The organism is Streptomyces kunmingensis (assembly GCF_039533535.1).
Taxonomy (GTDB): Bacteria; Actinomycetota; Actinomycetes; order Streptomycetales; family Streptomycetaceae; genus Streptomyces; species Streptomyces kunmingensis.
In genome coordinates this window covers 98,533-123,547 of sequence record NZ_BAAATS010000040.1, presented here as the reverse complement: position 1 = coordinate 123,547, position 25,015 = coordinate 98,533, and the positions used below count along the sequence as shown (strand labels likewise).

Annotated in this window: 20 protein-coding genes and 2 pseudogenes; 9 read left to right on the top strand and 13 right to left on the bottom strand. The window is 70.5% G+C overall.

Features of this window, described 5'->3' with window-relative positions; translation table 11 throughout:
• Positions 1-48: 48 nt before the first annotated feature.
• Complete coding sequence (locus tag ABD366_RS37620; protein ID WP_324768681.1) at positions 49-465, top strand: DUF742 domain-containing protein; 417 nt, start codon at positions 49-51, stop codon at positions 463-465.
• The gene (locus ABD366_RS37615) at positions 446-1,045 is read left to right on the top strand and encodes a GTP-binding protein (RefSeq protein ID WP_324768616.1); all 600 of its coding nucleotides are present in this window, start codon (positions 446-448) and stop codon (positions 1,043-1,045) included. The genes ABD366_RS37620 and ABD366_RS37615 overlap by 20 nt, the downstream gene beginning before the upstream one ends.
• Before the next feature lie 146 nt (positions 1,046-1,191).
• Here ABD366_RS37615 and ABD366_RS37610 read toward each other — a convergent pair whose 3' ends face one another.
• Complete coding sequence (locus ABD366_RS37610) at positions 1,192-1,620, bottom strand: PPOX class F420-dependent oxidoreductase (RefSeq protein ID WP_324768618.1); 429 nt, start codon at positions 1,618-1,620, stop codon at positions 1,192-1,194.
• Between the two features lie 118 nt (positions 1,621-1,738).
• Between ABD366_RS37610 and ABD366_RS37605 the strand changes: the two genes are divergently transcribed.
• Complete coding sequence (locus ABD366_RS37605) at positions 1,739-2,161, top strand: roadblock/LC7 domain-containing protein (RefSeq protein ID WP_324768620.1); 423 nt, start codon at positions 1,739-1,741, stop codon at positions 2,159-2,161.
• Between the two features lie 144 nt (positions 2,162-2,305).
• On the top strand, positions 2,306-3,190 hold the full coding sequence (locus ABD366_RS37600; protein WP_324768622.1) for a DUF6397 family protein: 885 nt from the start codon (positions 2,306-2,308) through the stop codon (positions 3,188-3,190).
• A 77-nt stretch (positions 3,191-3,267) separates the two neighbouring features.
• Here the strand turns inward: ABD366_RS37600 and ABD366_RS37595 are convergent, their stop codons facing one another.
• Together ABD366_RS37595 and ABD366_RS37590 are read right to left on the bottom strand one after the other, a co-directional pair.
• Complete coding sequence (locus tag ABD366_RS37595; RefSeq protein WP_324768623.1) at positions 3,268-4,140, bottom strand: acyl-CoA thioesterase; 873 nt, start codon at positions 4,138-4,140, stop codon at positions 3,268-3,270.
• An 82-nt stretch (positions 4,141-4,222) separates the two neighbouring features.
• Positions 4,223-6,736 carry a DEAD/DEAH box helicase gene (locus ABD366_RS37590; protein WP_324768624.1) on the bottom strand — a complete coding sequence of 838 codons (2,514 nt, stop codon included), beginning with the start codon at positions 6,734-6,736 and terminating at the stop codon, positions 4,223-4,225.
• Between the two features lie 157 nt (positions 6,737-6,893).
• Between ABD366_RS37590 and ABD366_RS37585 the strand changes: the two genes are divergently transcribed.
• Positions 6,894-7,688 carry a metal-dependent hydrolase gene (locus tag ABD366_RS37585; RefSeq protein WP_324768625.1) on the top strand — a complete coding sequence of 265 codons (795 nt, stop codon included), beginning with the start codon at positions 6,894-6,896 and terminating at the stop codon, positions 7,686-7,688.
• A gap of 29 nt (positions 7,689-7,717) precedes the next feature.
• On the opposite strand, the gene ABD366_RS37580 is transcribed toward ABD366_RS37585, so the two are convergent.
• A complete protein-coding gene (locus tag ABD366_RS37580; protein WP_324768626.1) occupies positions 7,718-9,517 on the bottom strand; it encodes an ABC transporter ATP-binding protein in 1,800 nt (599 codons plus the stop codon).
• Complete coding sequence (locus ABD366_RS37575) at positions 9,514-11,424, bottom strand: ABC transporter ATP-binding protein (RefSeq protein WP_324768627.1); 1,911 nt, start codon at positions 11,422-11,424, stop codon at positions 9,514-9,516. Before ABD366_RS37575 ends, ABD366_RS37580 begins: the two co-directional genes overlap by 4 nt.
• 228 nt (positions 11,425-11,652) lie before the next feature.
• Between ABD366_RS37575 and ABD366_RS37570 the strand changes: the two genes are divergently transcribed.
• Positions 11,653-12,387, top strand: a complete 735-nt coding sequence (locus ABD366_RS37570; protein WP_324768628.1) for a L,D-transpeptidase family protein — start codon at positions 11,653-11,655, stop codon at positions 12,385-12,387.
• Positions 12,388-12,733: 346 nt separating this feature from the next.
• Here the strand turns inward: ABD366_RS37570 and ABD366_RS37565 are convergent, their stop codons facing one another.
• The 3 genes from ABD366_RS37565 to ABD366_RS37555 form a co-directional block, all read right to left on the bottom strand.
• Positions 12,734-14,185, bottom strand: coding sequence for a Gfo/Idh/MocA family oxidoreductase (locus tag ABD366_RS37565; protein ID WP_324768630.1), 1,452 nt, complete (start codon positions 14,183-14,185; stop codon positions 12,734-12,736).
• Positions 14,186-14,406: 221 nt separating this feature from the next.
• Positions 14,407-17,328, bottom strand: a complete 2,922-nt coding sequence (locus ABD366_RS37560; RefSeq protein WP_324768631.1) for an FAD-binding and (Fe-S)-binding domain-containing protein — start codon at positions 17,326-17,328, stop codon at positions 14,407-14,409.
• Between the two features lie 105 nt (positions 17,329-17,433).
• Positions 17,434-17,901 carry a MarR family winged helix-turn-helix transcriptional regulator gene (locus ABD366_RS37555; protein WP_324768633.1) on the bottom strand — a complete coding sequence of 156 codons (468 nt, stop codon included), beginning with the start codon at positions 17,899-17,901 and terminating at the stop codon, positions 17,434-17,436.
• 113 nt (positions 17,902-18,014) lie between these two features.
• On the opposite strand from ABD366_RS37555, the gene ABD366_RS37550 reads away from it, so the two are divergent.
• Together ABD366_RS37550 and mltG are read left to right on the top strand one after the other, a co-directional pair.
• A complete protein-coding gene (locus ABD366_RS37550) occupies positions 18,015-19,826 on the top strand; it encodes an ABC transporter ATP-binding protein (RefSeq protein ID WP_324768634.1) in 1,812 nt (603 codons plus the stop codon).
• Between the two features lie 75 nt (positions 19,827-19,901).
• Positions 19,902-20,741 carry an endolytic transglycosylase MltG gene (gene mltG, locus ABD366_RS37545; protein ID WP_324768635.1) on the top strand — a complete coding sequence of 280 codons (840 nt, stop codon included), beginning with the start codon at positions 19,902-19,904 and terminating at the stop codon, positions 20,739-20,741.
• A 50-nt stretch (positions 20,742-20,791) separates the two neighbouring features.
• Here the strand turns inward: mltG and ABD366_RS37540 are convergent, their stop codons facing one another.
• From ABD366_RS37540 to ABD366_RS43705, 5 genes and pseudogenes are all read right to left on the bottom strand, one after another.
• Positions 20,792-21,913 carry an NAD(P)-binding domain-containing protein gene (locus ABD366_RS37540; protein ID WP_324768682.1) on the bottom strand — a complete coding sequence of 374 codons (1,122 nt, stop codon included), beginning with the start codon at positions 21,911-21,913 and terminating at the stop codon, positions 20,792-20,794.
• A gap of 61 nt (positions 21,914-21,974) precedes the next feature.
• Positions 21,975-23,138, bottom strand: a complete 1,164-nt coding sequence (locus tag ABD366_RS37535; RefSeq protein WP_324768636.1) for an LLM class flavin-dependent oxidoreductase — start codon at positions 23,136-23,138, stop codon at positions 21,975-21,977.
• Between the two features lie 4 nt (positions 23,139-23,142).
• Positions 23,143-23,493: pseudogene (locus ABD366_RS37530) on the bottom strand (ABC transporter substrate-binding protein); the annotation flags it as partial.
• A 5-nt stretch (positions 23,494-23,498) separates the two neighbouring features.
• Positions 23,499-23,795 (bottom strand): annotated as a pseudogene (locus tag ABD366_RS37525) (ABC transporter permease); the annotation flags it as partial.
• 155 nt (positions 23,796-23,950) lie between these two features.
• Positions 23,951-24,034 (bottom strand): putative leader peptide, encoded by an 84-nt coding sequence (locus tag ABD366_RS43705; protein WP_351373514.1) that lies wholly within the window; start codon positions 24,032-24,034, stop codon positions 23,951-23,953.
• A 143-nt stretch (positions 24,035-24,177) separates the two neighbouring features.
• Between ABD366_RS43705 and ABD366_RS37520 the strand changes: the two genes are divergently transcribed.
• Positions 24,178-24,603 (top strand): YjbQ family protein, encoded by a 426-nt coding sequence (locus ABD366_RS37520; RefSeq protein ID WP_324768637.1) that lies wholly within the window; start codon positions 24,178-24,180, stop codon positions 24,601-24,603.
• The last annotated feature ends 412 nt before the right edge of the window (positions 24,604-25,015 follow it).

Here is a 25,015-nt window from a genome sequence, read left to right as displayed (position 1 = left end):
AGCGACGACTGGCTGTCGGGCCACGACCGCCTACCGGGCCATGACCGCCTGCCGGGTCACGAGAGACGTGGCAGTCTCCGTGAGCCGGGCAGCCAATGGTTCGACCAGGAGGCCGGACCGCTGGTCCGCCCCTACGCGATGACGGGCGGACGGACCACGGCCGGTCCTCAGGCGGCGCACTTCGACCTGATCGCCCTCGTCTCGCTCGACTGCGCCGCGCCCGCCGCCCACGACGACACCGCCCTCGGGCCCGAGCACCGTTCGATCATCGAGCTGTGCCGAACCGAGACGCAGTCGGTCGCCGAGGTCGCCGCCGGCACCGACCTGCCCGTGGGCGTGGTCCGGGTGCTCCTCGGCGACCTGCTGGAACTGGCCTGCGTCAAGGTCGGCAGACCGGTGCCACCCGCCCAGCTACCGGACGAGAAGATCCTGAGAGAAGTCATCGATGGACTCCGAGCACTCTGACACCACGGCCTCCGACGACCTGGCCCTGAAGATTCTGGTCGCGGGCGGATTCGGGGTGGGCAAGACCACCCTGGTCGGCGCGGTCAGCGAGATCCGCCCGCTGCGGACCGAGGAACAACTCAGCGAGGTCGGCCAGTCCGTGGACGACACGGCAGCCGTGGACCGCAAGACCACCACGACCGTCGCCATGGACTTCGGCCGCATCACCATCAGGTCCGGCCTGTCGCTCTACCTGTTCGGCACACCGGGCCAGGACCGGTTCTGGTTCCTGTGGGACGAACTGGCAACGGGCGCGCTCGGCGCCGTCGTCCTCGCGGACACCCGACGGCTCGAGGACTGCTTTCCCGCAGTGGACTACTTCGAGCACCGGTGCATCCCGTTCGTCGTGGCGGTCAACTGCTTCGCGGACGCCCGCGCATACGGGGCGCACGACGTGGCAGGCGCCCTCGATCTCGAACGCGGGACACCGGTGGTGCTGTGCGACGCGCGCGACCGGGACTCCGGCAAGGAGGTGCTGATCAGGCTGGTCGAGTACGCCGGGCGGATGTACACCGCCCGGCTGCTCGACTCTGTTCGCTGACGCGCCGCCCGCCGCACGCTCGCGTCGGCCGACGCGAGCGGCAGGTTGCGCGTTCGTGTTGACCGACGGGGCCGCCCGGTTGCGCGATCACGTTGGCCGACGGGGCCGCCCGGCTGCTGGGCTCCGTCGGTCGACACGTAGCCGGATCAGTCGGCTACGTCGCCCATCGCCACAACCTTCTCGACCCGTACGCGGACGACGAGTTCGCCCGGCACGGCGTTGCGCCGGCCGAACTCCTCGGCGCGGTCCTCGCCCATGTACCGGCCGCCGATCCGGGTGGCGGAGTCCAGCAGCGCGGCCGGGTCCTCGCTCAGTTCCACACGGCCCTGGATCGTCACGAACGAGAACGGCGGCCGCTCGTCGTCGACGCACAGGGCGACCCGCCCGTCCCGCGCCAGGTTGCGGCCCTTGACAGTGTCCTTGCCGGTGTTGAAGACGATGTCGCCGCCGTCCAGGACGAACCAGACGGGTGCGATGTGCGGACTGCCGTCGGCGCGCACAGTGGACAGCTTGGCGGTGCGGGTGCCCTCGGAGACGAAGGCCTGCCATTCCTCATCGGTCATCTTGTGTGCCATGAGGCCATCCTGCTTGCCCGGACGCCGACCGTGGGGAAGGCTGGCGAAAGAGATCCTCCGGGCAGGGGAGAGGTCCCCTCCGGGGCATGGGGAGCCAGAGGAAGCGGGGAGACAGGACATGGGGCAGAACATAGGACTCGGTTGGCTGCTGGACGATCTGACGCAGCGCGTCGAACACGTGCAGCACGCCCTGGTCCTGTCCAACGACGGCCTCGTGACCGGAGCCAGCGCGGGTCTGCGCCGCGAGGACGCCGAGCATCTGGCCGCGGTCTCCTCAGGACTGCACAGCCTCGCCAAGGGATCGGGCCGGCACTTCGGTGCCGGGGGCGTGCGTCAGACGATGATCGAGTTCGACGACGCGGTGCTCTTCGTCACCGCGGCGGGCGACGGGAGCTGCCTGTGCGTGCTCAGCTCCGCCGCGGCCGACATCGGTCAGGTCGCGTACGAAATGACGCTGCTGGTGAACCGGGTCGGGGAGCACTTGGCCGTCGACGCCCGGCAGCCCGACCGATCCCCTCTCGACGATCCCGACCTGCGGTAACGAGGGTAATCGGCGGGGCTCGGCAGAGTTATCCACAGGCTCGGACGGAGTTCGCCGATGCGGGCTACGGTTTTCCCGAGCGGTCACGGAGCGTGACCGCGGGTCATCGACCGACGGGGGAGAACCATCGTGCAAGGCTCTATCATGACCAGGCCCCAGGGCAGTGCAGCCCGCGAACTGGGCCTGAAACGCGGCGAGTTCGACCTCGCCGTACGTCTTGGGCGCATCCGGACGGTCGCGGCGTCCGACGGGGGACGGCGCCGCGTCCCTCGCGAGGAGATCGAGCGGATCCGCGAGGCAGAAGGCTTCCCGGAGGCGCTGCGCGAGCAGGTCAGGGTGGTGGGAACGGCGGAGGGCGCCCTCCTCATGGACATCCCGCCGACCCGTTTCACCCGGCTCGCCCGAGCCGGCCTGCTCATCCCGGCGAAGTTCTACCTCAACCGCTACCGCACCGTGGTGTGGCTCTACCTCGCCCAGGAGCTGCGTGAGTTCGCGGACTCCGAGCTCCACGCACCGCTGCTGACCGGCCGTGCGCCGGACAAGATGCGCGCCCGGCTCTCGGCCGGTGAGGATCTGCGGCCGCGAAGGTGGCGGTCCCGACACGCGGGGTATCTGCTGGGACAGAGCAGCGACCCCTGGGACCGGGCCGCCGCGATGGCGACCCTCCTGGACCCGACGCAGCTCGCCGACCTCGTCGAGAACCCCTACGAGCGCGCCTACTTGCGGCGTCTGCGGCCCGAGGAGTCCTGGTACGGGGTGCCCGAGTCCCCGACGGCGCGCGTCGTCGAGCGCATCCTTGTCGCCGACGATCCCGACGAGGTCAGCTGGCTGCGGGCGAACCTGCTGCTGAGCCTGGCGGAAGCGCGGGTCCTGCGACCCGCCCCCAGGCCCGCGCCAAAGGAAGCGGCAGCCGGACCGGTACCGCTGTCCGAGTCCGAGTCGGTCGGCGAGCACGCGCCCGGCCCACAGCCCCCGGTCGCCGAGCCGGCACGAGGACTGTGGAGGCGCCTGCTCGGCAGACGAGGGTGAGGCGCGGGAGGCAGGGCCGGCGGCAGGACCGTGCGACGCCTTCAACTGCGCTCAGGTGAGGTCGACCGCCGGGTCCGTCACCCCTGGAGCTTGCGGAACAGACCCTCCTGCACCACGGACACCAGCAGGCGTCCCTCGACGTCGTAGATGCGACCGCGGGCCAGGCCCCGGCCGCCGGTCGCGATCGGCGACTCCTGGTCGTAGAGGAACCACTCATCGGCGCGGAAAGGACGGTGGAACCACATGGCGTGGTCGAGCGAGGCCATGTCGAAGCCGCGCGGACCCCACAGCGGTTCGACCGGCAGACGCACCGCGTCCAGCAAGGTCATATCGCTCGCGTAGGTGAGCGCGCAGGTGTGCACGAGCGGGTCGTCGCCCAGCGGGCCCACCGCGCGCATCCACACGGCGCTGCGCGGCTCCGCGGACTCGACCTCCTCGGGGGTCCAGCGCAGTCCGTCGACATACCGGATGTCGAAGGGCTGACGGCGCGCCATGCGCTCCAACGCCTCGGGCAGGGCGCCGAGATGGCCCCTGATCTCGTCGGCGATGGTCGGCAGCGACTCCGGGTCCGGCACCTCACGGGCCGGCGGCAACTGATGCTCGAAGGCCCCTTCCTCGGGCTTGTGAAAGGAGGCGGTGAGATTGAAGATCGTGCGACCCTGCTGCACGCCGGTGACCCGGCGGGTGGTGAACGAGCGGCCGTCACGGACCCGTTCGACCTGGTACACGATGGGTACGCCCGGGCGGCCCGGACGCAGGAAGTACGCGTGCAGCGAGTGCACGGGCCGGTCGCCCTCCGTGGTACGGCCGGCCGCGACCAGTGCCTGGCCGGCGACCTGTCCGCCGAAGACCCGCTGCAGGGACTCCTGCGGGCTGCGTCCGCGGAAGATGTTGACCTCGATCTGCTCCAGGTCGAGCAGGTCGACGAGTCGCTCCGCAGGATTCGTCATGCGTGGTTCTCTCTCGTGTGCGCGGCCGGAGTGCTCCGGCGCGTGGACGCGGGCGGACACGACCGTCCGCCCTGCCCGGGATCTACAACTGACCGACGTCCGTGACCCGGACGACGGCGCGGCCTTCGGCATCGGAGGCCGCGAGGTCGACTTCGGCGCTGATGCCCCAGTCGTGGTCGCCGTTGGGGTCGGCGAACGTCTGGCGGACCTTCCACAAGCCGTGCTCGGGATCCTCCTCGATCATGAGCAGCTTGGGGCCGCGGGCATCGGGACCCGTGCCGAGGTCCTCGTACTCGTCCCAGTACTTGTCCATGGCGTCGCCCCAGGCGTCCGCGTCCCAGCCCGAATCGGCGTCCATCGAGCCCAGCTCCTCGACATCGTCGAGCGCGGCGAGTTCGACGCGGCGGAACATGGCGTTGCGGACGAGGACGCGGAACGCCCGGGAGTTGGCTGTGACCGGTTTGACCTGGTCGGCCCTCTCCTGGGCCTCCTCGGCCGTCATCACTTCGGGGTTGGCGAGCTGCTCCCACTCGTCCAGCAGGCTGGAGTCGACCTGGCGCACCATCTCGCCGAGCCAGGCGATCAGATCCTCCAGATCCTCCGACTTGAGGTCGTCGGGCACGGTGTGATCGAGCGTCTTGTACGCGCTCGCCAGGTACCGCAGGACGATGCCCTCGGTGCGCGCGAGCTCGTAGAACGAGACGAACTCCGTGAACGTCATCGCCCGCTCGTACATGTCGCGGATGACGGACTTCGGCGACAGCGGGTGGTCGCCGACCCACGGGTGGCTCGTGCGGTACGTGTTGTAGGCGTGGAAGAGCAGCTCCTCCAGCGGCTTCGGGTACGAGATGTCCTGGAGACGCTCCATGCGCTCCTCGTACTCGACCCCGTCCGCCTTCATGAGGGCGACGGCCTCACCGCGCGCCTTGTTCTGCTGGGCGTGCAGGATCTGCCGCGGGTCGTCGAGCGTGGACTCCACGACCGACACCATGTCGAGCGCGTACGACGGCGACTCCTGGTCGAGCAGGTCGAAGGAGGCGAGGGCGAACGTCGACAGCGGCTGGTTCAGCGCGAAGTCCTGCTGGAGGTCGACGGTGAGCCGCACGATGCGGCCCGTCGGGTCCGGCTGGTCCAGCCTCTCGACGATGCCGCCGTCCAGCAGGGAGCGGTAGATCGCGATGGCGCGGCGGATGTGCCGGAGCTGTGCCTTGCGCGGCTCGTGATTGTCCTCGAGCAGCTTGCGCATCGCCTCGAAGGCGTTGCCGGGGCGGGCGATGACCGACAGAAGCATCGTGTGGGTGACACGGAAACGGGAGGTCAGCGGCTCCGGGTCGGAGGAGATCAGCTTCTCGAAGGTGCTCTCGGTCCAGCCGACGAAGCCCTCCGGAGCCTTCTTGCGGACCACCTTGCGGCGCTTCTTCGGGTCGTCACCGGCCTTCGCGAGCGCCTTCTCGTTCTCGACGACGTGCTCAGGCGCCTGCGCCACGACAAAGCCGGCCGTGTCGAAGCCGGCACGTCCGGCGCGACCCGCGATCTGATGGAACTCGCGGGCGCGCAGCGTGCGGACGCGGGTGCCGTCGTACTTGGTGAGAGCGGTGAACAGCACCGTGCGAATGGGCACGTTGACGCCCACGCCGAGGGTGTCGGTGCCGCAGATCACCTTCAACAGGCCCGCCTGGGCCAGCTTTTCGACGAGGCGCCGGTACTTCGGCAGCATGCCGGCGTGGTGGACGCCGATGCCGTGCCGTACGTAACGGGACAGATTGCGGCCGAACTTGGTGGTGAAGCGGAAGTTGCCGATCAGCTCGGCGATCTTGTCCTTCTCCTCGCGCGTGCACATGTTGATACTCATCAGCGCCTGCGCCCGCTCGACCGCCTGCGCCTGCGTGAAGTGCACGATGTAGACCGGCGCCTGCCTGGTCTCGAGCAGCTCGGTCAGGGTCTCGGTGAGCGGGGAGAGCCGGTACTCGTAGGAGAGGGGGACCGGGCGGGTCGCCGAGCGCACCACCGAGGTCGGACGGCCGGTGCGGCGCGTCAGGTCCTTCTCGAACATCGCGACGTCGCCGAGCGTCGCCGACATCAGGATGAACTGGGCCTGCGGCAGTTCGAGCAGCGGAATCTGCCAGGCCCAGCCGCGGTCCGCCTCCGCGTAGAAGTGGAACTCGTCCATGACGACCTGGCCGATGTCGGCCCGCGCGCCGTCCCGCAGCGCGATCGACGCCAGGACCTCGGCGGTGCAGCAGATGACGGGCGCGTCCGCGTTCACGGACGCGTCGCCGGTCAGCATGCCGACGTTCTCCGTGCCGAACAGCTTGCACAGCTCGAAGAACTTCTCGGAGACCAGTGCCTTGATGGGGGCCGTGTAGAAAGTGACCTCGTCGCGGGCGAGGGCGGCGAAATGCGCGCCGGCCGCGATCATGCTCTTGCCGGACCCGGTGGGCGTCGAAACGATCACGTTCGCCCCCGACACCGCCTCGATCAGCGCCTCCTCCTGGTGCGGATAGAGGGTGAGCCCACGCTCCACGGCCCACGACTCGAAGGCGTCGTAGAGGGCATCCGGGTCGGCGGTCTGCGGGAGCTGATCGATAAGGGTCACGTCACCATCTTGCCTGGCTTGTGTCCCGATCAGGGAATCGGATGCCCGTACGAAGATCACGAACGCTACGCTGAGTCGCCGACGGGGCGTCAGGACGCGCACGGCCCGACGGGGACAACTGAGCGTCGACACAAGAAGAATGAGGCGGAACACCACCATGATGGGACCGGCACACTCGTTGTCAGGAGCGGCGGCCTGGCTGGGGGTGGGCGCGGCGGCGGCCGCCGCCGGACATCCGATGCCGTGGCCGGTGGTCCTCGTGGGAGCGCTGATCTGCGCGGGCGCGGCACTCGCCCCCGACCTCGACCACAAGTCGGCGACCATCTCGCGCGCCTTCGGGCCGATCTCCCGAGCGGTCTGCGGCATCGTCGACAAGCTGTCGTACGCCGTCTACAAGGCCACCCGCATGAAGGGCGACCCGCGCCGTTCCGGCGGCCACCGCACACTCACCCATACGTGGCTGTGGGCGGTCCTGATCGGAGCGGGCACGTCCGTCGCGGCGATAACCGGAGGACGCTGGACCGTCCTCGGGATCCTGTTCGTGCACATGGTGCTCGCCATCGAAGGCCTGCTGTGGCGGGCCGCACGGGGCTCCAGCAGCGACATCCTGGTGTGGCTGCTCGCGGCCGCCAGCGCCTGGATCCTGGCCGGAATCCTGGACGAGCCGGGCAACGGAGCGGGCTGGCTGTTCGACGCGCCGGGCCAGGAGTACCTGTGGCTGGGCCTGCCGATCGTGCTCGGCGCGCTGGTGCACGACATCGGGGACGCGCTCACCGTCTCGGGCTGCCCGATCCTGTGGCCCATCCCGATCGGCCGCAAGCGCTGGTATCCGATCGGGCCGCCCAAGGCGATGCGGTTCCGGGCCGGCAGCTGGATCGAGCTGAAGGTGCTCATGCCCGTCTTCATGCTGCTCGGCGGCGTGGGGTGTGCGGCCGCGCTCAACTTCATCTGAACGCGGCCGCACACCGCCCCCGCGGGCGGCTACCCGTGCCAGGACCGCCACAGCGCCGCGTACGCGCCGTCGGCCGTGACCAGCTCGTCATGGCTGCCGAGCTCCCGGATCCGGCCGTCCTCGACCACGGCGATGACATCCGCGTCGTGAGCGGTGTGCAGCCGGTGCGCGATGGCCACGACGGTGCGGCCGTCGAGGACCCGGCCCAGCGAGCGCTCCAGATTGCGGGCCGCGCGCGGATCGAGCAGCGACGTCGCCTCGTCCAGGACCAGCGTGTGCGGGTCCGCAAGGACCAGACGGGCCAGCGCGATCTGCTGCGCCTGCGCCGGAGTGAGCGCCACCCCGCCGGAGCCGACCTCCGTGTCGAGGCCGTCGGCCAGGCCACGCGCCCATCCGTCGGCGTCGACCGCGCCGAGGGCCGCCCACAGCTCGGTGTCCTCGGCGCCGGTCCTGGCAAGCCGGAGGTTGTCCCGCAGCGAGCCCACGAAGACGTGATGCTCCTGGTTGACCAGGGCGACGTGCGAGCGGACCCGCTCGGCCTGCATTCGGGAGAGTTCCGCGCCGCCGAGTGTGATCTGTCCTCGCCGGGGCGCGTAGATCCCGGCGAGGAGCCGGCCGAGCGTCGATTTGCCCGCGCCGGACGGACCGACCAGAGCGAGCCGGGTGCCAGGAGCGACGTCGAGGGTCACCTGGCGCAGCACGTCGACGCCCTCGCGGTAGCCGAAGTGCACCTGGTCGGCCTGGACGTCACGGCCGTCGGGCCGCACGGAGGCGTCGCCCGCCTCCGGCTCGATGTCGCGCACGCCGACGAGACGGGCCAGGGACACCTGGGCGACCTGCAGCTCGTCGTACCAGCGCAGGATCAGGCCCACCGGGTCCACCAGCATCTGCGCGATGAGCGCGGCCGTCGTCAGCTGGCCCACTCCGATCCAGCCCTGCAGGACGAAGACACCGCCGATCAGCAGGACGGACAGCAGGACCATGACGTGCACGGCGTTGATCACCGGGAAGAGGACGGACCGCAGATAGAGCGTGTAGCGCTCCCAGGCCGTCCACTCCTTGACCCGGCGCTCGGACAGCTCCACACGCCGGTCGCCGAGCCGGTGCGCCTCGATGGTGCGCCCGGCGTCCACGGTCTCCGCGAGCGCGGCCGCGACGGCCGCGTAGCCGGCAGCCTCCGAGCGGTATGCCGAAGGCGCCCGCTTGAAGTACCAGCGGCAGCCGAGCACCAGCACCGGTACCGCGACGAGGATCGCCGGGGCCAGGGGCGGCGCGGTCACGGCGAGGCCGCCGATGAGCAGCCCCACCCACACGACGCCGATGGACAGCTGGGGCACGGCTTCCCGCATGGCGTTCGCGAGCCGGTCGATGTCGGTGGTGATCCGGGACAGCAGGTCTCCCGTGCCCGCCCGCTCCAAGACACCGGGCGGCAGCCCGACCGAGCGCACCAGGAAGTCCTCACGCAGGTCCGCCAGCATCCGCTCGCCGAGCATCGCCCCGCGCAGCCGCACCTGCCGGACGAAGAGCGCCTGGATCACCAGGGCGAGCGCGAAGAGACCGATGGTGCGTTCCAGATGGAGGTCCTGCAGAGAGGAGGCGCCGTCGGTACCGTCCGCCACGCTCTGGATGACGTCGCCCAGCAGGTACGGGCCGGCCATCGAGGCGACCACGGCGATCGTGTTCACGCCGATGAGCAGCAGGAAGGCACGCCGGTGGCGCTGGTACAGCTCGCGTACGTAGGCGCGGACCGTGGCCGGGGCGCCGACCGGCAGGGTGTTCGCCGTGGTGGGGGCCGCCGGGTCGTAGGCCGGAGGCGCTACGCCGATCATGCCGTCTCCTCGATGTCGATCTCGATGCCGGACGTGATGCCCGGCCTGGTGCCCGGCGCGGAGCCGGACGTGCTTCCCGGCCTCGTGCCTGGCGCGGTGCCGGGCGGGGTTCGCGTCCCGGAACCGGCGCTGACGGCGGCTGCCTCCTCGTCCGTCTCACGCGTGACCACGGCGCGGTACCGGGGTTCGGTGCGCACCAGCTCACGGTGCTCGCCGACCGCCGCCACCTCGCCGTCGTGCACGAACACGACGCGGTCGGCGCGGTCGAGCAGCAGCGGCGACGAACTCAGGACCACCGTCGTGCGACCACGCCGCAGCGCGCGTACGCCCTGGGCGATACGGGCCTCCGTGTGCGAGTCGACGGCGGACGTCGGCTCGTCGAGGACCAGCGCCTCGGGGTCGGTGACGAGGGAACGCGCCAGGGCCAGGCGCTGGCGCTGGCCGCCGGACAGGGACCGGCCGCGTTCGGTGATGCGGGCGTTCAGCGGGTCGTCGTCCAGGGACGCCTGGGTGAGGGCGTCGAGTACGTCGGAGCACTGTGCCGCGGCCAGCGCCTCGTCCGGCCGGACGGATCCGCCGGACGGTACGTCGAGGAGCTCGCCCAGTGTGCCCGACAGCAGCACCGGGTCCTTGTCCTGGACGAATACCGCTGTGCGCGCCACGTCCAGTGGCAGTTCGTCCAGCGGCACCCCGCCCAGCAGCGCGGACGGCGTCTTCACGGACTCGCCGTCACGGTCACCGTCGTCGGAGGTCGCGTGGCCCCCGAGCCGGTCGGCGAGGCGTCCTGCCAGGTCCGGGTCGCCGCACACCACGGCGGTGAGTCGGCCGGCCGGGGCGAGCAGACCGGTCGCGGGGTCGTACAGATCCCCGGACGGAGCGACTGCGTCGCGCAGCCCGCCCGACGGCTCGATGACACGCTCCAGGGCCAGGACCCGGGCTGCACGCTGCGCCGAGGGGCGGGAGAAGGAGTACGCCATGGCGATCTCCTCGAAGTGCCGCAGCGGGTAGTTCAGCATCATCACGGCGCTGTACACGGTCACCAGCTCACCGACGGTGATCCGGCCCTCGCGCGCGAGGTGGACGCCGTACCAGACGACGACGATCAGCAGGAGCCCCGGAAGGAGAACCTGGACCGAGGAGATCAGCGACCACATGCGGGCGCTGCGTACGGCGGCCCTGCGGACCTCCTGCGAGGCGTGGCGGTAGCGGTCGAGGAAGAGTTCCTCACCGCCGATGCCGCGCAGCACACGCAGACCGGCGACGGTGTCCGAGGCGAGTTCGGTGGCCCGGCCCGCTTTCTCGCGCTGGTGGTCCGCGCGCCGGGTGGCGCGGGGCAGCAGCGGCAGCACCGCGAGGGCGAGCACCGGCATGCCGATCGCGACGACGACCCCGAGGGCGGGTTGGTAGACGACCAGGCCGATACAGACGAGGACGACGGTGAGCGCGGCGGCGGCGAAGCGGGAGAGCGCTTCGACGAACCAGCCGATCTTCTCCACGTCCCCGGTGGACACGGCGACGACCTCGCCCGCCGCGACCCGCCGGGTCAGTGCGGCGCCGAGCGCGGCGGTCCGGCGAGCCAGCAACTGCTGCACGCGGGCGGCGGCGGTGATCCAGTTCGTGACCGCCGTGCGGTGCAGCATCGTGTCGCCGCACGCGATGGCGAGACCGAGCAGCACGATCAGCCCGCCCGCCGCGGCGAGCCGGGCGCCGGAGCCGTCGACGACGGCCTGGACGGCGTAGCCGACGCCGTACGGCAGGCTGGCGACCGATGTGAAGTGGAGCAGACCCCAGGCGAGGGACTTGAGCTGGCCGCCGAGCTGATTACGGCCGAGCCAGAGCAGGAACCGGGGGCCGGAGCGCGCGTCGGGCACGCCCGGATCGGGATACGGAAGGTCGGAGATCTGCATGATGTCCCAGAGCTCGAAAGGGGATCCGGAGAAGGAGTGCACCGGAGCAGGAGTGGGGGAGCGGGTGGGTGAGGAATCGGGGCGGCGCAACAAACCGTGAAAGGTTCGCGTCCCACCGTGACCGGAGGCAAACGGTTTTCCGGTGCTGAGCAAAGTTTCGGCCCGGATCAACGGCGGTCTCCGGGCCCGCAGTCGGAGTTCGCGTCGCGTGGTGCGACCATGGAGCGCATGCGTAATGCGGGAGCGGTTCGAGCGGGTGTCGCGATGGCGGCGTGTGGAGTCCTTCTGACGACGCTGGCGGCGTGCGGGGCCGATGGGGGCACGTCGAGCGGGCGCAGCTCCGGGGACGACGCGCGCAGCGACGAGGCCCGCGCCGTCGACCTCAAGCGCATTCCCGACGTCGGCGACCGCTACCAGAAGCAGATCCCCGCGAACGCGCGGCAGGTCGTCGCCGTCTACGGCGACGGCGAGAACTCGGCGGACTCGACCATCGCCCTCTTCACCAGGACCGGCGACACCTGGAAGAAGGAGCGCGCCTGGTCCGGGCACAACGGCAAGAAGGGCTGGACGACGGAGCACAGGGAGAACGACAAGCGCAGCCCGGTGGGTGTGTTCACGCTGAGCGACGCCGGTGGCGTGCTCGCGGACCCGGGCGCGAAGCTGCCCTACACGCAGACCGCGTCGATCCAGGCCCCGCACTACTGGGCCAAGTCGCACTGGCACGACTTCGACTACGTCATCGCCATCGACTACAACCGCGTCAAGGGGACCCCGCCCAACGACCCGAACCGGCCCCAGGGCCAGTCCAAGGGCGGCAGCATCTGGCTGCACATGGACCACGGCAGTGGGACGTCGGCCTGCGTGAGCCAGTCGAAGGCGAACATGGAGTACCTGCTCAAGACGCTCGACCCCAAGCAGCACCCGGTCGTCGTGATGGGGGACAAGGCCGAACTGAAGGCGTGACGGCGATCGTGCGGACCCGGTGAAATGCCGCTCGATGCCGGAGGCGTCGGCCATCCGGGCGAGCAGGACGGGCCCGTTCGCGGAATCGGGCGGAGGGCCCCAGTCGGCGTAGCTCATACGGCCTGAGTACGGCGCCCACGCGGTCCCACCCAGCCGATCGACACGATCAGTACCCCGGCGAGCAGTACCACCAGCTACTTGTTCTGCACACCGATCCCCGGGACCGCGAGCGTCGCCCCGTCCTGCCCCGTCGGCGCGGCACCTTCGCCCATGTTCCCGCCTGCCCCCGGTGCGCCGGGAGCGTGCTGGCGGCACGGGAAACGGTCGAGGCCCCGCGCCACCCGGGTCACTCCTCGGCGGGCTTCTCCGAGTCCACGCCGCCGCGCCGCTCCCGCCAGCCGCCCCGCGTGAAGTCGGGGATCTGCTGCGGCGCGCCCTTCGCCTTGATGGACAGATGGCTCAGCGGCACCGGAGACGTCCAGGTCGCGGCGTCGTACACGTCGAAATCGGGGACGAGACCCAGCCGCATCGTCTGCATCAGCCGGTAGATCATGATGTAGTCCATGCCGCCGTGGCCGCCGGGCGGGTTGGCGTGCTCCTTCCACAGCCAGTGGTCCCAGTCGGCGTATTTCGCGAAGTCGCCCCAGGTGTCGTCCTTGTGGTCGGGCTCGATGTAGATGCGCTCCGGATAGTCCTCGAACACGCCTTTGGTGCCGCCGAGTTGGTTGATCCGTGAGTACGGATGCGGGGTGCTGACATCGTGCTCCAGGCGGATCACCCGCCCCTTCGCCGTCTGGACCAGGCTGATCGTGCGGTCCGACTCGATGTACGACTCCTTCCAGCTCGGGTCGCCCTTCGGCATATGGGCCGCGCGGTACTCGGCCAGGCCCAGGGACGGTGTGCCGAAGCTGGAGATATGGGTGACGCGGTCGCCGCGGTTGACGTCCATGTAGTTGGCGACCGGGCCGAAGCCGTGGTTCGGGTACAGATCGCCGCGCAGCCGTGTGTGCCACAGGCGGCGCCAGGGACCCTCGTAGTAGTCGGGGTCGAACATCAGGCCCCGCAGGTCGTGGTTGTACGCACCCGCACCGTGCAGGAGTTGACCGAACTTGCCCGCGTGCGCCATCCGCAGCACCCGCATCTCGTTGCGGCCGTAGCAGCAGTTCTCCAGCTGCATACAGTGTCTGCGGGTGCCCTCGGAGAGGTTCACCAGCTCCCACAACTGGTCGAGCTGGAGCGCGATGGGACACTCGACGCCGACGTGCTTGCCGTTCAGCATCGCCGTCTTCGCCATCTCGAAGTGCCAGTCCCAGGGCGTCGCCGCGTACACGAAGTCGAGGTCGCCGCGCTTGCAGAGGTTCTCGAAGTCGTGATCGCCCTTGGTGTACGTCGCCGGGGCCGGCCGGCCCGCGGCCGTCACCTTGGCAGCGGCCTTCGCCGTCTTGTCCTTCACCGGGTCGCACAGTGCGACGACCTGGACACCCGGCATCGCCAGGAACAGATCGATCATGCTGCCGCCGCGGTTGCCGAGCCCGATGATCCCCACACGTACCGTGGAGCGCCGTTCGAACGGCACCCCGATCATCGATGTGCCCTGCCGGGCCGGGGTGGCGGCCGTCGCGTGCGCGGGCGCGCTGTCCGGTTCGGCGGCGCGGGCCGTGCCCGAGCCGAACGCGGCAAGGCCGAGTCCGGCCCCCGCCACGCCTGCGGTGCGCAGGACGTCGCGTCGCGAGTGACCGTCGGATCCGGTCTCCTCGGTCTCATCGGTTTCGTAGAAGGGCAGGCTGTCGTCGTGCATCGGACCTCCAAGGCTGGCGGGTGCGGTGCCGGGGCAAACGCTTGCCACCTTGAAGGGACCGAGTCGGGGGACGCAAGGGACAGGAGGGGTCAGGGAGTTGGACTTCCTTCGCCGACCTTTTGGACTGACGTGGTGACGCGCCCGCCCTCGACGCCGCCCGGCCCCCTACGCCGCTCGCCACCTACGACGTACGTACGTACGTCGTAGGTGCGGCTGCGGATCTACGCGGGACGCGTCGCCCGCTCCAGCTCCACCAGTACGGAGTGGTACGAGCGGCCTGTCGCATGGTCCATGCCCACCTCGCACATCCGGTTCGCCGACAGATGCGCGTCATAGGCGCGGGACGTGACCTCCGCGGCCTCCTTGTGGGTGGCGGCCTCGGTCAACTCCTTGTGCAGCATGCCGCGATCGCCCGCGAAGGCGCAGCAGCCGACGTCGTCCGGGATCACCACCTCGTCGGCGCAGGCCTCGGCGACCGCCTTCAACTGGGCGACATCGCCGAGGTGCTCCATGGAACAGGTGGGGTGCAGCACGGCCGAGCCGATCGTGCGCTCGATCGTCAGACGCGGCAGCAGCTCCTCGGCCGCCCACACGAGGGAGTCGACGATGGTCAGCTCCGCATGCAACTGCCGGTTGTCGTCGGTCAGATAGGGCACCACCTCGTGTGCGATGCCGAGGGTGCAGGACGACGCGTCGACGACGAGCGGCAGGCGGCCGCCCGCGGTCCAGCCCCAGGCCGCTTCGATGATCCGGTTCGCCATGACGACGTTGCCCTCGTCGTAGCCCTTGGAGTGCCAGATCGTGGCGCAGCACGTGCCCGCGACGTCCGACGGGATCCACACCGGCCGGTCCGCGCGCGCGGAGACCGCGACGACGGCCTGCGGGAGTGAAACGTCCCCCGGCGTGCCGAAGATGCGGTTCACACAGGCCGGGTAGTACACGGCGGTGGCGCCCACGCGCGCGGTGCGGGGCAGCTTTCGCGCCGCCGCGCCCGGGATCTCCGGCAGCCACTCGGGCACCAGGTCCGGCCTGATCGCCTTGCGGGCGGTGTTCGTGACGGCGGTGAGCAGCCTGTCGCCGATCTTGTCGGCGGCCGCCACGGCGAGCCGAGCGGAGGCTTCGACGGCCTTGAAGTTCTTCGCGGTGAGCGCGGCCACCTTCTCCTCGCGCGGCGAGTGGCGCGCGTGCCGGAACCCCTTCATGAAGGCTCCGGTGTCGATGCCGACGGGGCAGGCAAGCTTGCAGGTGGAGTCCCCGGCACAGGTGTCCACGGCGTCGTACCCGTAGGCGTCGATCAGCGCGTCCTCGACCGGCGAACCCGGCGACTGACGCATCATCTCGCGGCGCAGCACGATGCGTTGGCGTGGTGTGGTGGTCAGGTCCTCGCTGGGGCAGGTGTCCTCACAGAAGCCGCACTCGATGCACGGGTCGGCGATCAGCTCCACCTTGGGGATCGTCTTGAGGCCGCGCAGATGCGCCATCGGATCGCGGTCGAGGACGATGCGGGGCGCGAGGACCCCGTCCGGGTCGATGATCTGCTTCGTGCGCCACATCAACTCCGTGGCTCTGGGACCCCATTCGAGCTCCAGGAAGGGCGCGATGTTGCGACCGGTGGCGTGCTCGGCCTTCAGGGAGCCGTCGAACCGCTCCACCGTCAGGCGGCAGAACTCGTCCATGAAGGCCGCGTACCGGTCCACGTCCGCGGGCAGCGCCGCGTCGAAGGCCAGCAGGAAGTGGAGGTTGCCGTGCGCGGCATGGCCGGCCACGGCGGCGTCGAAACCGTGCCGCGTCTGCAGCTCCAGGAGGGTCTCGCAGGCCTCCGCGAGCCGCGACGGAGGCACCGCGAAGTCCTCGGTGATCAGCGTCGTGCCCGAGGGGCGGGCGCCGCCCACCGCCGTCACGAACGCCTTACGGGCCTTCCAGTAACCGCCGATCGTCTTCGCGTCGCGCGTGAAGACGTTGGTCACCGACGCGACCGGTGCGACGAGGTCGAGCCCTTCGAGCGCCTTCGCGGCCGTCTCCTCGTAGGCGGCCTGGCGCTCCTCGTCGGGTGCCCGGAACTCCACGAGGAGCGCCGTGGTCTCCTTCGGCAGCTCGGCCCAGTCCTGCGGTACGCCCTGCACGCTGACCGACGCCCGCAGCGTGTTGCCGTCCATCAGCTCGACGGCCAGCGCTCCCGCCTCGTTGAAGACGGGTACCGCCGCGGCGGCCGCGGGCAGCGACGGGAAAAAGAGGAGCGCCGTCGACACGCGCCGGTCCAGCGGCAGCGTGTCGAAGACGACCTCGGAGATGAACCCGAAGGTGCCCTCCGAGCCGACCATCAGGCCGCGCAGGATCTCGACCGGTGTCCCGCCGTCGAGAAAGGCGTCGAGCCGGTACCCGTTCGTGTTCTTGATCTCGTACTTGGCGCGGATCCGGCGCGTCAGCTCCGCGTCCGCCTCGATCTCCCGCTTGATCGCCAACAGGCCCTCGCACAGCTCGGGTTCGGCGTGCGCGAGCTCCTCGTCGGCGGCCGGGTCCGCGGTGTCCACGACGGTCCCGGACGGCAGGACGAAGGTGAGCGAGGCGAGTGTCCGGTACGAGTTCCGGGTGGTGCCGGCTGTCATACCCGACGCGTTGTTCGCCACGACGCCGCCGAGCGTGCAGGCGATGGCGCTGGCCGGGTCCGGACCGAGCACACGGCCGTGCCGGGCCAGCGTCGCGTTGGCCCGTACGACGGTGGTGCCGGGGCCGATGCGCGCCCGCGAGCCGTCGCCGATGACCTCGACGCCCGACCAGAACTTACGGACGTCCACCAGGATGTCCTCGCCCTGCGCCTGCCCGTTCAGCGAGGTGCCCGCGGCGCGGAAGACGACCTCACGGCCCTTGCCGTGTGCGTACGACAGCACGGCCGACACGTCGTCGATGTCCTCGGCGACCACCACGACCCGGGGCACGAAGCGGTAGGGGCTCGCGTCCGAGGCGTATCGCACGAGGTCCGAGATCTTCGTGAGGACCTTGTCCGCGCCGAGCAGCCGCGTCAGCTCGGAACGCAGCGGCTCCGGTGTGCCGCCCGCCTGCCCGTCCGTGACCCGGTCGGGCGCCGGGCCCGACGGACGGGACCCAGGGCGCAGGGCTTCCGGCTTCGGCTCCAGCAGCGGCATGGCCTCTCGCCTCTCCTCGTTCTGTCCGACGGCTCTGTCTGTCCGGCCGGTTCGTATCGTCAGGTGACGCGGTTGGTTCGCCGGCCGCCTCAGCGTGTGGCTCGGTCAGTTCTCATGTTCGCGCGGGCACTCGGTTCTCATGTCTCTCGGGGCCTCGAACAGCGCGTTCAGCAGGATCGTCAGCTGGGCGCGCTGCCGCGCGTCCAACGGGGACAGGATCTCCTCCGCAGCCGCGCGGCGCGCGCTGCGCAGCTCCCACAGGGCGGTCCGTCCCTTGCCGGTCAGCTCGATCCGGATGACACGGCGGTTGACGGGATCGGGCACGCGGCGCACGAGCTGACCGGCCTCGAGGCCGTCCACGACGCTGGTCACGGCGCGCGGCACGACCTCCAGGCGCTCGGCCAGATCGGCCATCCGCGGCGGCGTCTCGTAGTGCACGAGCGTGCGCAGCAGCCGGGACTGCGCGGGTGTGATCCCGACCGGCTCCAGCTGGCGCTTCTGTATGCGCTGCAAGCGGCGGGTGAGCCGCAGCAACTGCTCGGCGAGGAAGCCGTCTGCGTCCGGGGTACTCATGGCGGGAACATTAGCAGAACTTTGTGCATTGTGAGTATAGGTAACAATGAGCTATGCTCCTCAAAGTCGAGCCCGGCCCGTGCCGGCCGAGCTCTCCCCTCTCTAGGAGGCCCATGCCCCGCGACGAAATCACCTGGACGCCGCCGCCCGATGCCAGGACATCGGACCAGCCTCGGCAGATCCGCCGCATCCTGTCCCTCTTCCGTCCCTATCGCGCCCGGCTCGCCCTCGTCGGCCTGCTCGTGGGCGCCGCCTCGCTGGTCACGGTCGCGACGCCGTTCCTGCTCAAGGAGATCCTCGACGTCGCCATCCCGCAGGGCCGCACCGGGCTGCTCAGCCTGCTCGCCCTCGGCATGATCCTCAGCGCCGTGGTCACCAGTGTCTTCGGCGTTCTGCAGACCCTGATCTCGACGACCGTCGGGCAGCGCGTCATGCACGACCTGCGCACGGCGGTCTACGGGCGCCTGCAGAGCATGTCGCTCGCCTTCTTCACCAAGACCCGCACCGGCGAGGTCCAGTCCCGCATTGCCAATGACATCGGCGGCATGCAGGCGACCGTGACCTCCACCGCGACATCCCTCGTCTCGAACCTGACGAGCGTCGTCGCCACGATCGTCGCCATGGCCGCCCTCGACTGGCGCCTCACGATCGTCTCTCTCCTTCTGCTGCCGGTCTTCGTGTGGATAGCCCGTCGCGTCGGACGTGAGCGAAAGAAGATCGCCACTCAGCGGCAGAAGCAGATGGCCGCGATGGCCGCGACCGTCACCGAATCCCTCTCCGTCAGCGGGATTCTGCTGGGCCGCACCATGGGCCGCGCCGACTCCCTCACCAAGTCCTTCTCCGACGAGTCGGACCAACTGGTCGACCTCGAGGTCCGGTCGAACATGGCGGGGCGCTGGCGCATGGCCGTCATCAGCATCGTCATGGCCGCCATGCCTGCGGTCATCTACTGGGCGGCGGGCATCGCGTTCCAGCTCGGCGGCCCGAGCGTCTCGATCGGCACCCTGGTCGCGTTCGTCTCGCTCCAGCAGGGGCTGTTCCGGCCGACGGTGAGCCTGCTGCAGACCGGCGTCCAGATCCAGACCTCGCTCGCCCTGTTCCAGCGCATCTTCGAATACCTCGACCTGCGCGTCGACATCACCGAGCGCGAGGACGCGGTCCGCCTGGACACCGTCAAGGGCGAGGTCCGCTTCGAGGACGTCGAGTTCCGCTACGACGCCGACGACCGGCAGGGCCTCATCCTCGACGGCATCGACGTCACCGTCCCGGCCGGCGGCAGCCTCGCCGTCGTCGGACCCACCGGCTCCGGCAAGTCCACGCTCAGCTATCTCGTGCCACGCCTGTACGACGTCACGGGCGGCCGGGTCACGGTCGACGGGGTGGACGTGCGCGACCTGGACTTCGACACGCTCGCGCGTGCCGTCGGAGTCGTCTCGCAGGAGACGTACCTCTTCCATGCCTCCGTCGCCGACAACCTGCGGTTCGCCAAGCCGGACGCCACCGACAAGGAGCTGTACGCGGCCGCCGCGGCCGCCCAGATCCACGACCACATAGCCGCCCTGCCCGACGGCTACGACACCGTGGTCGGCGAGCGCGGCCACCGCTTCTCCGGAGGCGAGAAGCAGCGCCTGGCCATCGCCCGCACCATCCTGCGCGACCCGCCGATCCTCATCCTCGACGAGGCGACCAGCGCCCTGGACACCCGAACCGAGCACGCGGTGCAGGAAGCCATCGACGCGCTGTCGGCCGACCGCACCACCCTCACCATCGCGCACCGCCTCTCCACGATCCGCGACGCCGATCAGATCGTGGTCCTGGAAGCCGGGCGAATAGCCGAGCGCGGCACGCACGAGGAGCTGCTCGCCCACGAGGGGCGGTACGCGGCCCTGGTCCGGCGTGACGCCCAGCTGGAGACTGCGGCGTGAGGGCATCGGGGCGGTCCTCTGACCTGGCTGCCCTGTATGTCCTACTTGTTTTGATAAGCGGGTTATCGTGCTCATATGCCTAACGAGACTCCGCGACGGTGCACGGCCCGACTCACGCGCAGAGGCCGCGTCGCCCTGATCGCGGCCGGGGTCGTCGCGGTGGCCGCCGCCGTCGTGGTGCCGCTGGCCCTGACCGGAGACGACGAAAAGCAGCCGACGACGCTGACCATTCCGGAGGGCTGGCGTTCGGGCCAGGTCTACGACGCGGTCGACAAGGCGCTCGAGCTACCGGCCGGCACCACCAAGAAGGCCGTCCCCAAGGCCGACCTCGATCTGCCCGGTGACGCGGACGGCAACCCCGAGGGGTATCTGTTCCCGGCGACATATCCCCTCGACGACAAGTCGACCCCGCGGTCCGTGTTGTCGTACATGGTCAACACAGCCACCAAGAAGTTCCACAGTGGCAAGACGGTCACGGGCGGCGCCGACGGGAGCGCGGTGAGCGCCTATCGGACGGTCACCGTCGCGAGCATCGTCCAGGCAGAGGCCGACAACCAGGTGGACATGGGCCGGGTCGCCCGGGTCGTCTACAACCGGCTGGCACACGGCATGCCGTTGCAGATGGACTCCACCATCAACTACGCGCTCGGCCGGTCCACGCTGGACACCAGCTCCAAGGACACCAGGATCGACAACCCGTACAACACCTATGCGCGTCGAGGACTGCCGCCCTCGCCGATCGGCAACCCGGGCGACGCGGCGCTGGAGGCGGCGATCAACCCGACGCGGGGCGACTGGCTGTACTTCGTGACGGTCAAGCCGGGCGACACCCGTTTCACCGCCGACTACGCGGAACAGCGGAGGAACGTCGCGGAGTTCAACAAGAACCAGGAAGAGGCCAAGAAGAACGGGTGAGCGGGCCGCGGCCCGGGGGAGCGGCTCAACTCGCCGCTCTCTGAGGGGGTTCAGGCCGCCACCGGAGCGCCCTGGTTGAGCAGACGCTGGATGTCCCGTACGGCCGCCCGCCCCGCACGGTTCGCGCCGATCGTGCTCGCCGACGGCCCGTACCCGACCAGATGCACCCGCGGATCCAGGGCCGCGCGAGTGCCCTCCAGCCGGATTCCACCGCCGGGCTCCCGCAGCTTCAGCGGTGCCAGATGGTCGATCGCCGCCCGGAACCCGGTGGCCCACAGGATCACATCGGCCTCGATCTCCCGACCGTCGTCCCAGGCCACGCCCGTCGGTGTGATCCGGTCGAACATCGGGAGGCGGTCGAGGACGCCGTTGGCCCGGGCCTCGCGGATCGCGTCGTTCACGGGCAGCGCGGTCACCGAGACGACGCTCAACGGCGCCAGCCCCTGCCGCACCCGCTCCTCGACCATCGCCACCGCGGCCCGCCCCCGGTTCTCGTCGAAAGGGCCCTCGCGGAAGACCGGCGGGCGGCGCGTCACCCAGGTCGTCGCGGCGGCGTACGGAGCGATCTCCATGAGGTGCTGCGTCCCGGACGCCCCGCCGCCCACCACGACGACCCGCTGCCCCGCGAACGCCTCGGGGCCCGGGTACTGCGCGGTGTGCAACTGCCGTCCCCGGAACGTCTCCTGGCCGGGATAGCGCGGCCAGAACGGCCGGTCCCACGTGCCCGTCGCGTTGATCAGCGCCCGCGCCGCCCACACCCCGGCGGAGGTCTCGACGAGCAGCCTGCCCCCGTCCCCCTCACGGACCTGCCGTACCTCGACCGGACGCCGTACGCGCAGGTCGAACCTCTTCTCGTACGCGTCGAAGTACGCGCCGATCACCTCCGAAGAGGGGCGCGCGGGGTCGGCGCCGGTCAGTTCCATGCCCGGCAGGGCATGCATCCCGTGCACCTTGCCGTACGTGAGCGACGGCCAGCGGAACTGCCAGGCGCCGCCGGGCCGGGGCGCGTGATCGAGGACGACGAAGTCCCGCTCGGGCTCGAATCCGACCCGCCGCAGATGGTGGGCGGCGGACAGCCCGGCCTGCCCGGCGCCGATGACCACCACGTCGACCTGCCGTACGCCCGCCGCGCCGGTGCCGTCTTCCGCCCCGGCCGCTGCGACTGCCCCGATCTCGTTCACGCTTCTACCAACCCGGCGGGGGCCCGGGATCTTCCCGTGCCCCGCGCCGGGCTCAGCGTCCGCCCGCGACCAGCAGCGGAGCGGCCCGCCTGGCCGGTGCGCCGTCGGGCAGCAGTCCGCGCGCGGCGAGGTCGGGGATCACGCCTTCGCCGAACCAGTACGCCTCCTCCAGGTGCGGGTAGCCGGAGAGCACGAAGTGCTCGATGCCGAGTGCGTGATACTCCTCGATCCGGTCGGCGACCTGCGCATGACTGCCCACGAGGGCGGTTCCGGCGCCGCCGCGCACCAGGCCGACCCCGGCCCACAGATTCGGCGAGATCTCCAGCCCTTCGCGCGTGCCGCCGTGCAGCGCCAGCATCCGCTGCTGCCCGACCGACTCGCTGCGGCCGAGCGCGGCCTGCGCCGCGGCGACCGTCTCGGGGGTGAGGTCGTCGAGGAGCCGGTTCGCCGTCGCCCAGGCGTCCTGCGCCGAGTCGCGCGAGATCGTGTGCAGCCGGATCCCGAACCGCACCGTGCGTCCCTCCTTCTCGGCGAGCGCCCGGATCCAGTCGATCTTCTCCTTGACCTGCTCCGGCGGCTCGCCCCAGGTCAGATACACATCGGTGTGCCGCGCCGCGACCGGCCCCGCGGCGGCCGAGGAACCCCCGAAGAAGATCTGCGGCAGCGGGTCGGGCGGCAGAGCCGTGAACCCACCGTCGACCTGATAGTGCTCCCCGTCGAAGTCGTACGGCTTCCCGGCCCACACGCCGCGGACGACGGAGAGGAACTCGTCGGTGCGGGCGTAGCGGCGGTCGTGGTCGAGGTGATCACCGTAGCGCCGCTGTTCGGCCGAGTCGCCGCCGGTGACGACGTTGAGCAACAGCCGTCCCTGCGTGAGGCGTTGATACGTGGATGCCATCTGGGCGGCGAGGACGGGGGAGATGACGCCGGGCCGGAACGCCACGAGGAACTTGAGCCGCTCGGTGTGCTGGGCGAGCGCGACGGTCGTCAGCCACGCGTCCTCGCACCAGGTGCCGGTCGGAGTGAGGACCGCTTCGAAGCCCAACTGCTCTGCGGCCTTGGCTATTTGGACGAGGTAGTCGAGATCGGGTGCGCGCACTCCCGCGACGGCGCGGCCGGGTGTGCGTTCCAGTGCGCCCTGGCTGAAGGCATGCCGGTCCACGAGGGTGCGGCCGTCGCCGCCGGTCGGCAGGAACCAGTGCAGATGAACGGTCATGAGGTCAGGACTCCTTGCCGTAGGTGCGGGGGGCGGTGGTGGAGGCGGGCAGCTCGCCGTTGAATCGCGGGTCGACGAACGAGGAGAAGTCGAGCTTGCCGGGGATGAGCTGCAGCTTGATGAAGGCGTCGGCGATCTGCTGTTCCGAGGCGACGGCGTCCTTGTCGACGGCGACGGTCACGCGGGTGCCGTTCGTGCGCTTGACCGCGTCGAGCGCGACCTCGTAGGGGAGCCCGGGGTCCTTCGCCCAGACCTTGGCCCACTCCTCGGGGTGCCGGTAGCCCCAGTCCTGGGCGCGCCGCAGCCGGCCGAGGTAGTCCTTGATCACGGCGGACTTCTTCGTGTCGGCGAGGGCGGTGGCAGGGAGACCCCCATCGCGCCGGTCAGGGAGCCGTCGGCGAGGAGATCCCGGCCGACCCGGGCGATCGTGCCCGGAGACGCCAGCACCTCGGGCGTCAACGCGCCTGTGGAACTGAGGAGTTGCCAGACGGGCAGCAGGAGGAGCGGGCCGGAGGTGCGGCGCAGCCAGCGGGGGACGCGGGTGCGGCGGGCGGAGGAAGGGGCGAGGGCCTCCAGCTCCGGCGAGCGGTTCGACGTATCCGGCTTTACGGATATGTCGGGTGAAGAGGGTGCGGGCGGGGCATGGCTGATGCTCATGGCACTCCATGGCAGGGGAGGGCGCGCCCCAACGTCAGCGGGCGCGCGTCAACGGGCGCGCGTCAGTGGGCGCGCGTCAACGGGCGCGCGTCAATGAAGCGTCGGCGCGAAGGACAGCCGGGACGGCAGAAGGAGGCGAGGGAGGTGAGAGGGCGTCAGTGGCCGCGACGACACGCGGCGGAGGCCACCCGCAGCAGGTCGATGTGACCGCGCGTGGTGAGCAGGACTGAACGCAACATGCGGCAGAACGTAGCCAGCTTGTCGACACTCGGTCAATACCGTCTCACCGTCCGGACCCGGGTATCACCCTGCGGGCGGTACGTGCGGCCGCCGCTGCCGTGCCGTAGGCGGACGGAAGGCGCGACGGGGCGACAATGGCCCCATGTCCGACACCTTCACGACCCGAGTCCTGAACATCACCACCGGCTCCACGGAACAGGTCTTCGATCTGACCCGCGACTGCGAGTCCTTCCTGCGGGAAGCCGCCGAAGGCCGTGACGGCCTGCTCAACATCTTCGTGCCCCACGCCACGGCCGGTATCGCCGTCCTGGAGACGGGCGCGGGCAGTGACGACGACCTCCTCGCGACCCTGCGCACTCTGCTCCCCGCGGACGACCGATGGCAGCACCGCCACGGCAGCCCCGGCCACGGCCGCGACCACGTACTCCCGGCGCTCGTACCGCCGCATGCGACGCTGCCCGTGGTCGGGGGAGCGCTGGAGCTGGGTACGTGGCAGTCGGTGTGTCTGGTCGACACCAACAAGGACAACCCGGAGCGGAAGGTCCGGTTGTCCTTCCTGGGCACCTGAGCGCAGGCCCGTCGGGCCGTCGGCGCCGACGGCCGGTCAGGGCGCCGTCGTGGATCGGCAGGTCGACGTCGTGGGCGATGCCGACGACCGCGTCCGGTTGCCTGGTGAGCAGGTCCGGGGTGCGCAGGCGCACCAGTTCGGCGCCGTCCGAGGTGCAGTGGAACACGGTCGCCTGCGGCAACTCGGTATCGGTCGGCTCGTCCGCGTGGAGCCCGCCGGGGCACCGCGCGGCACAGGTGCTTCCCGGCGCGGCTCCGAGGCTCGGTCGGTCTGCAGTCGCCGCTTCCTCGGTTCCTCGCCGAACTCGGTGGACGGCTCCGGCATGAGGCCCTCCAAATCCCCTGCGCCCAGGCCGGGTTGGCGCTGCGCGAAAGCGTGCGGCATGCCCCGGCGCAGTGGCCGAGTTTCGGCG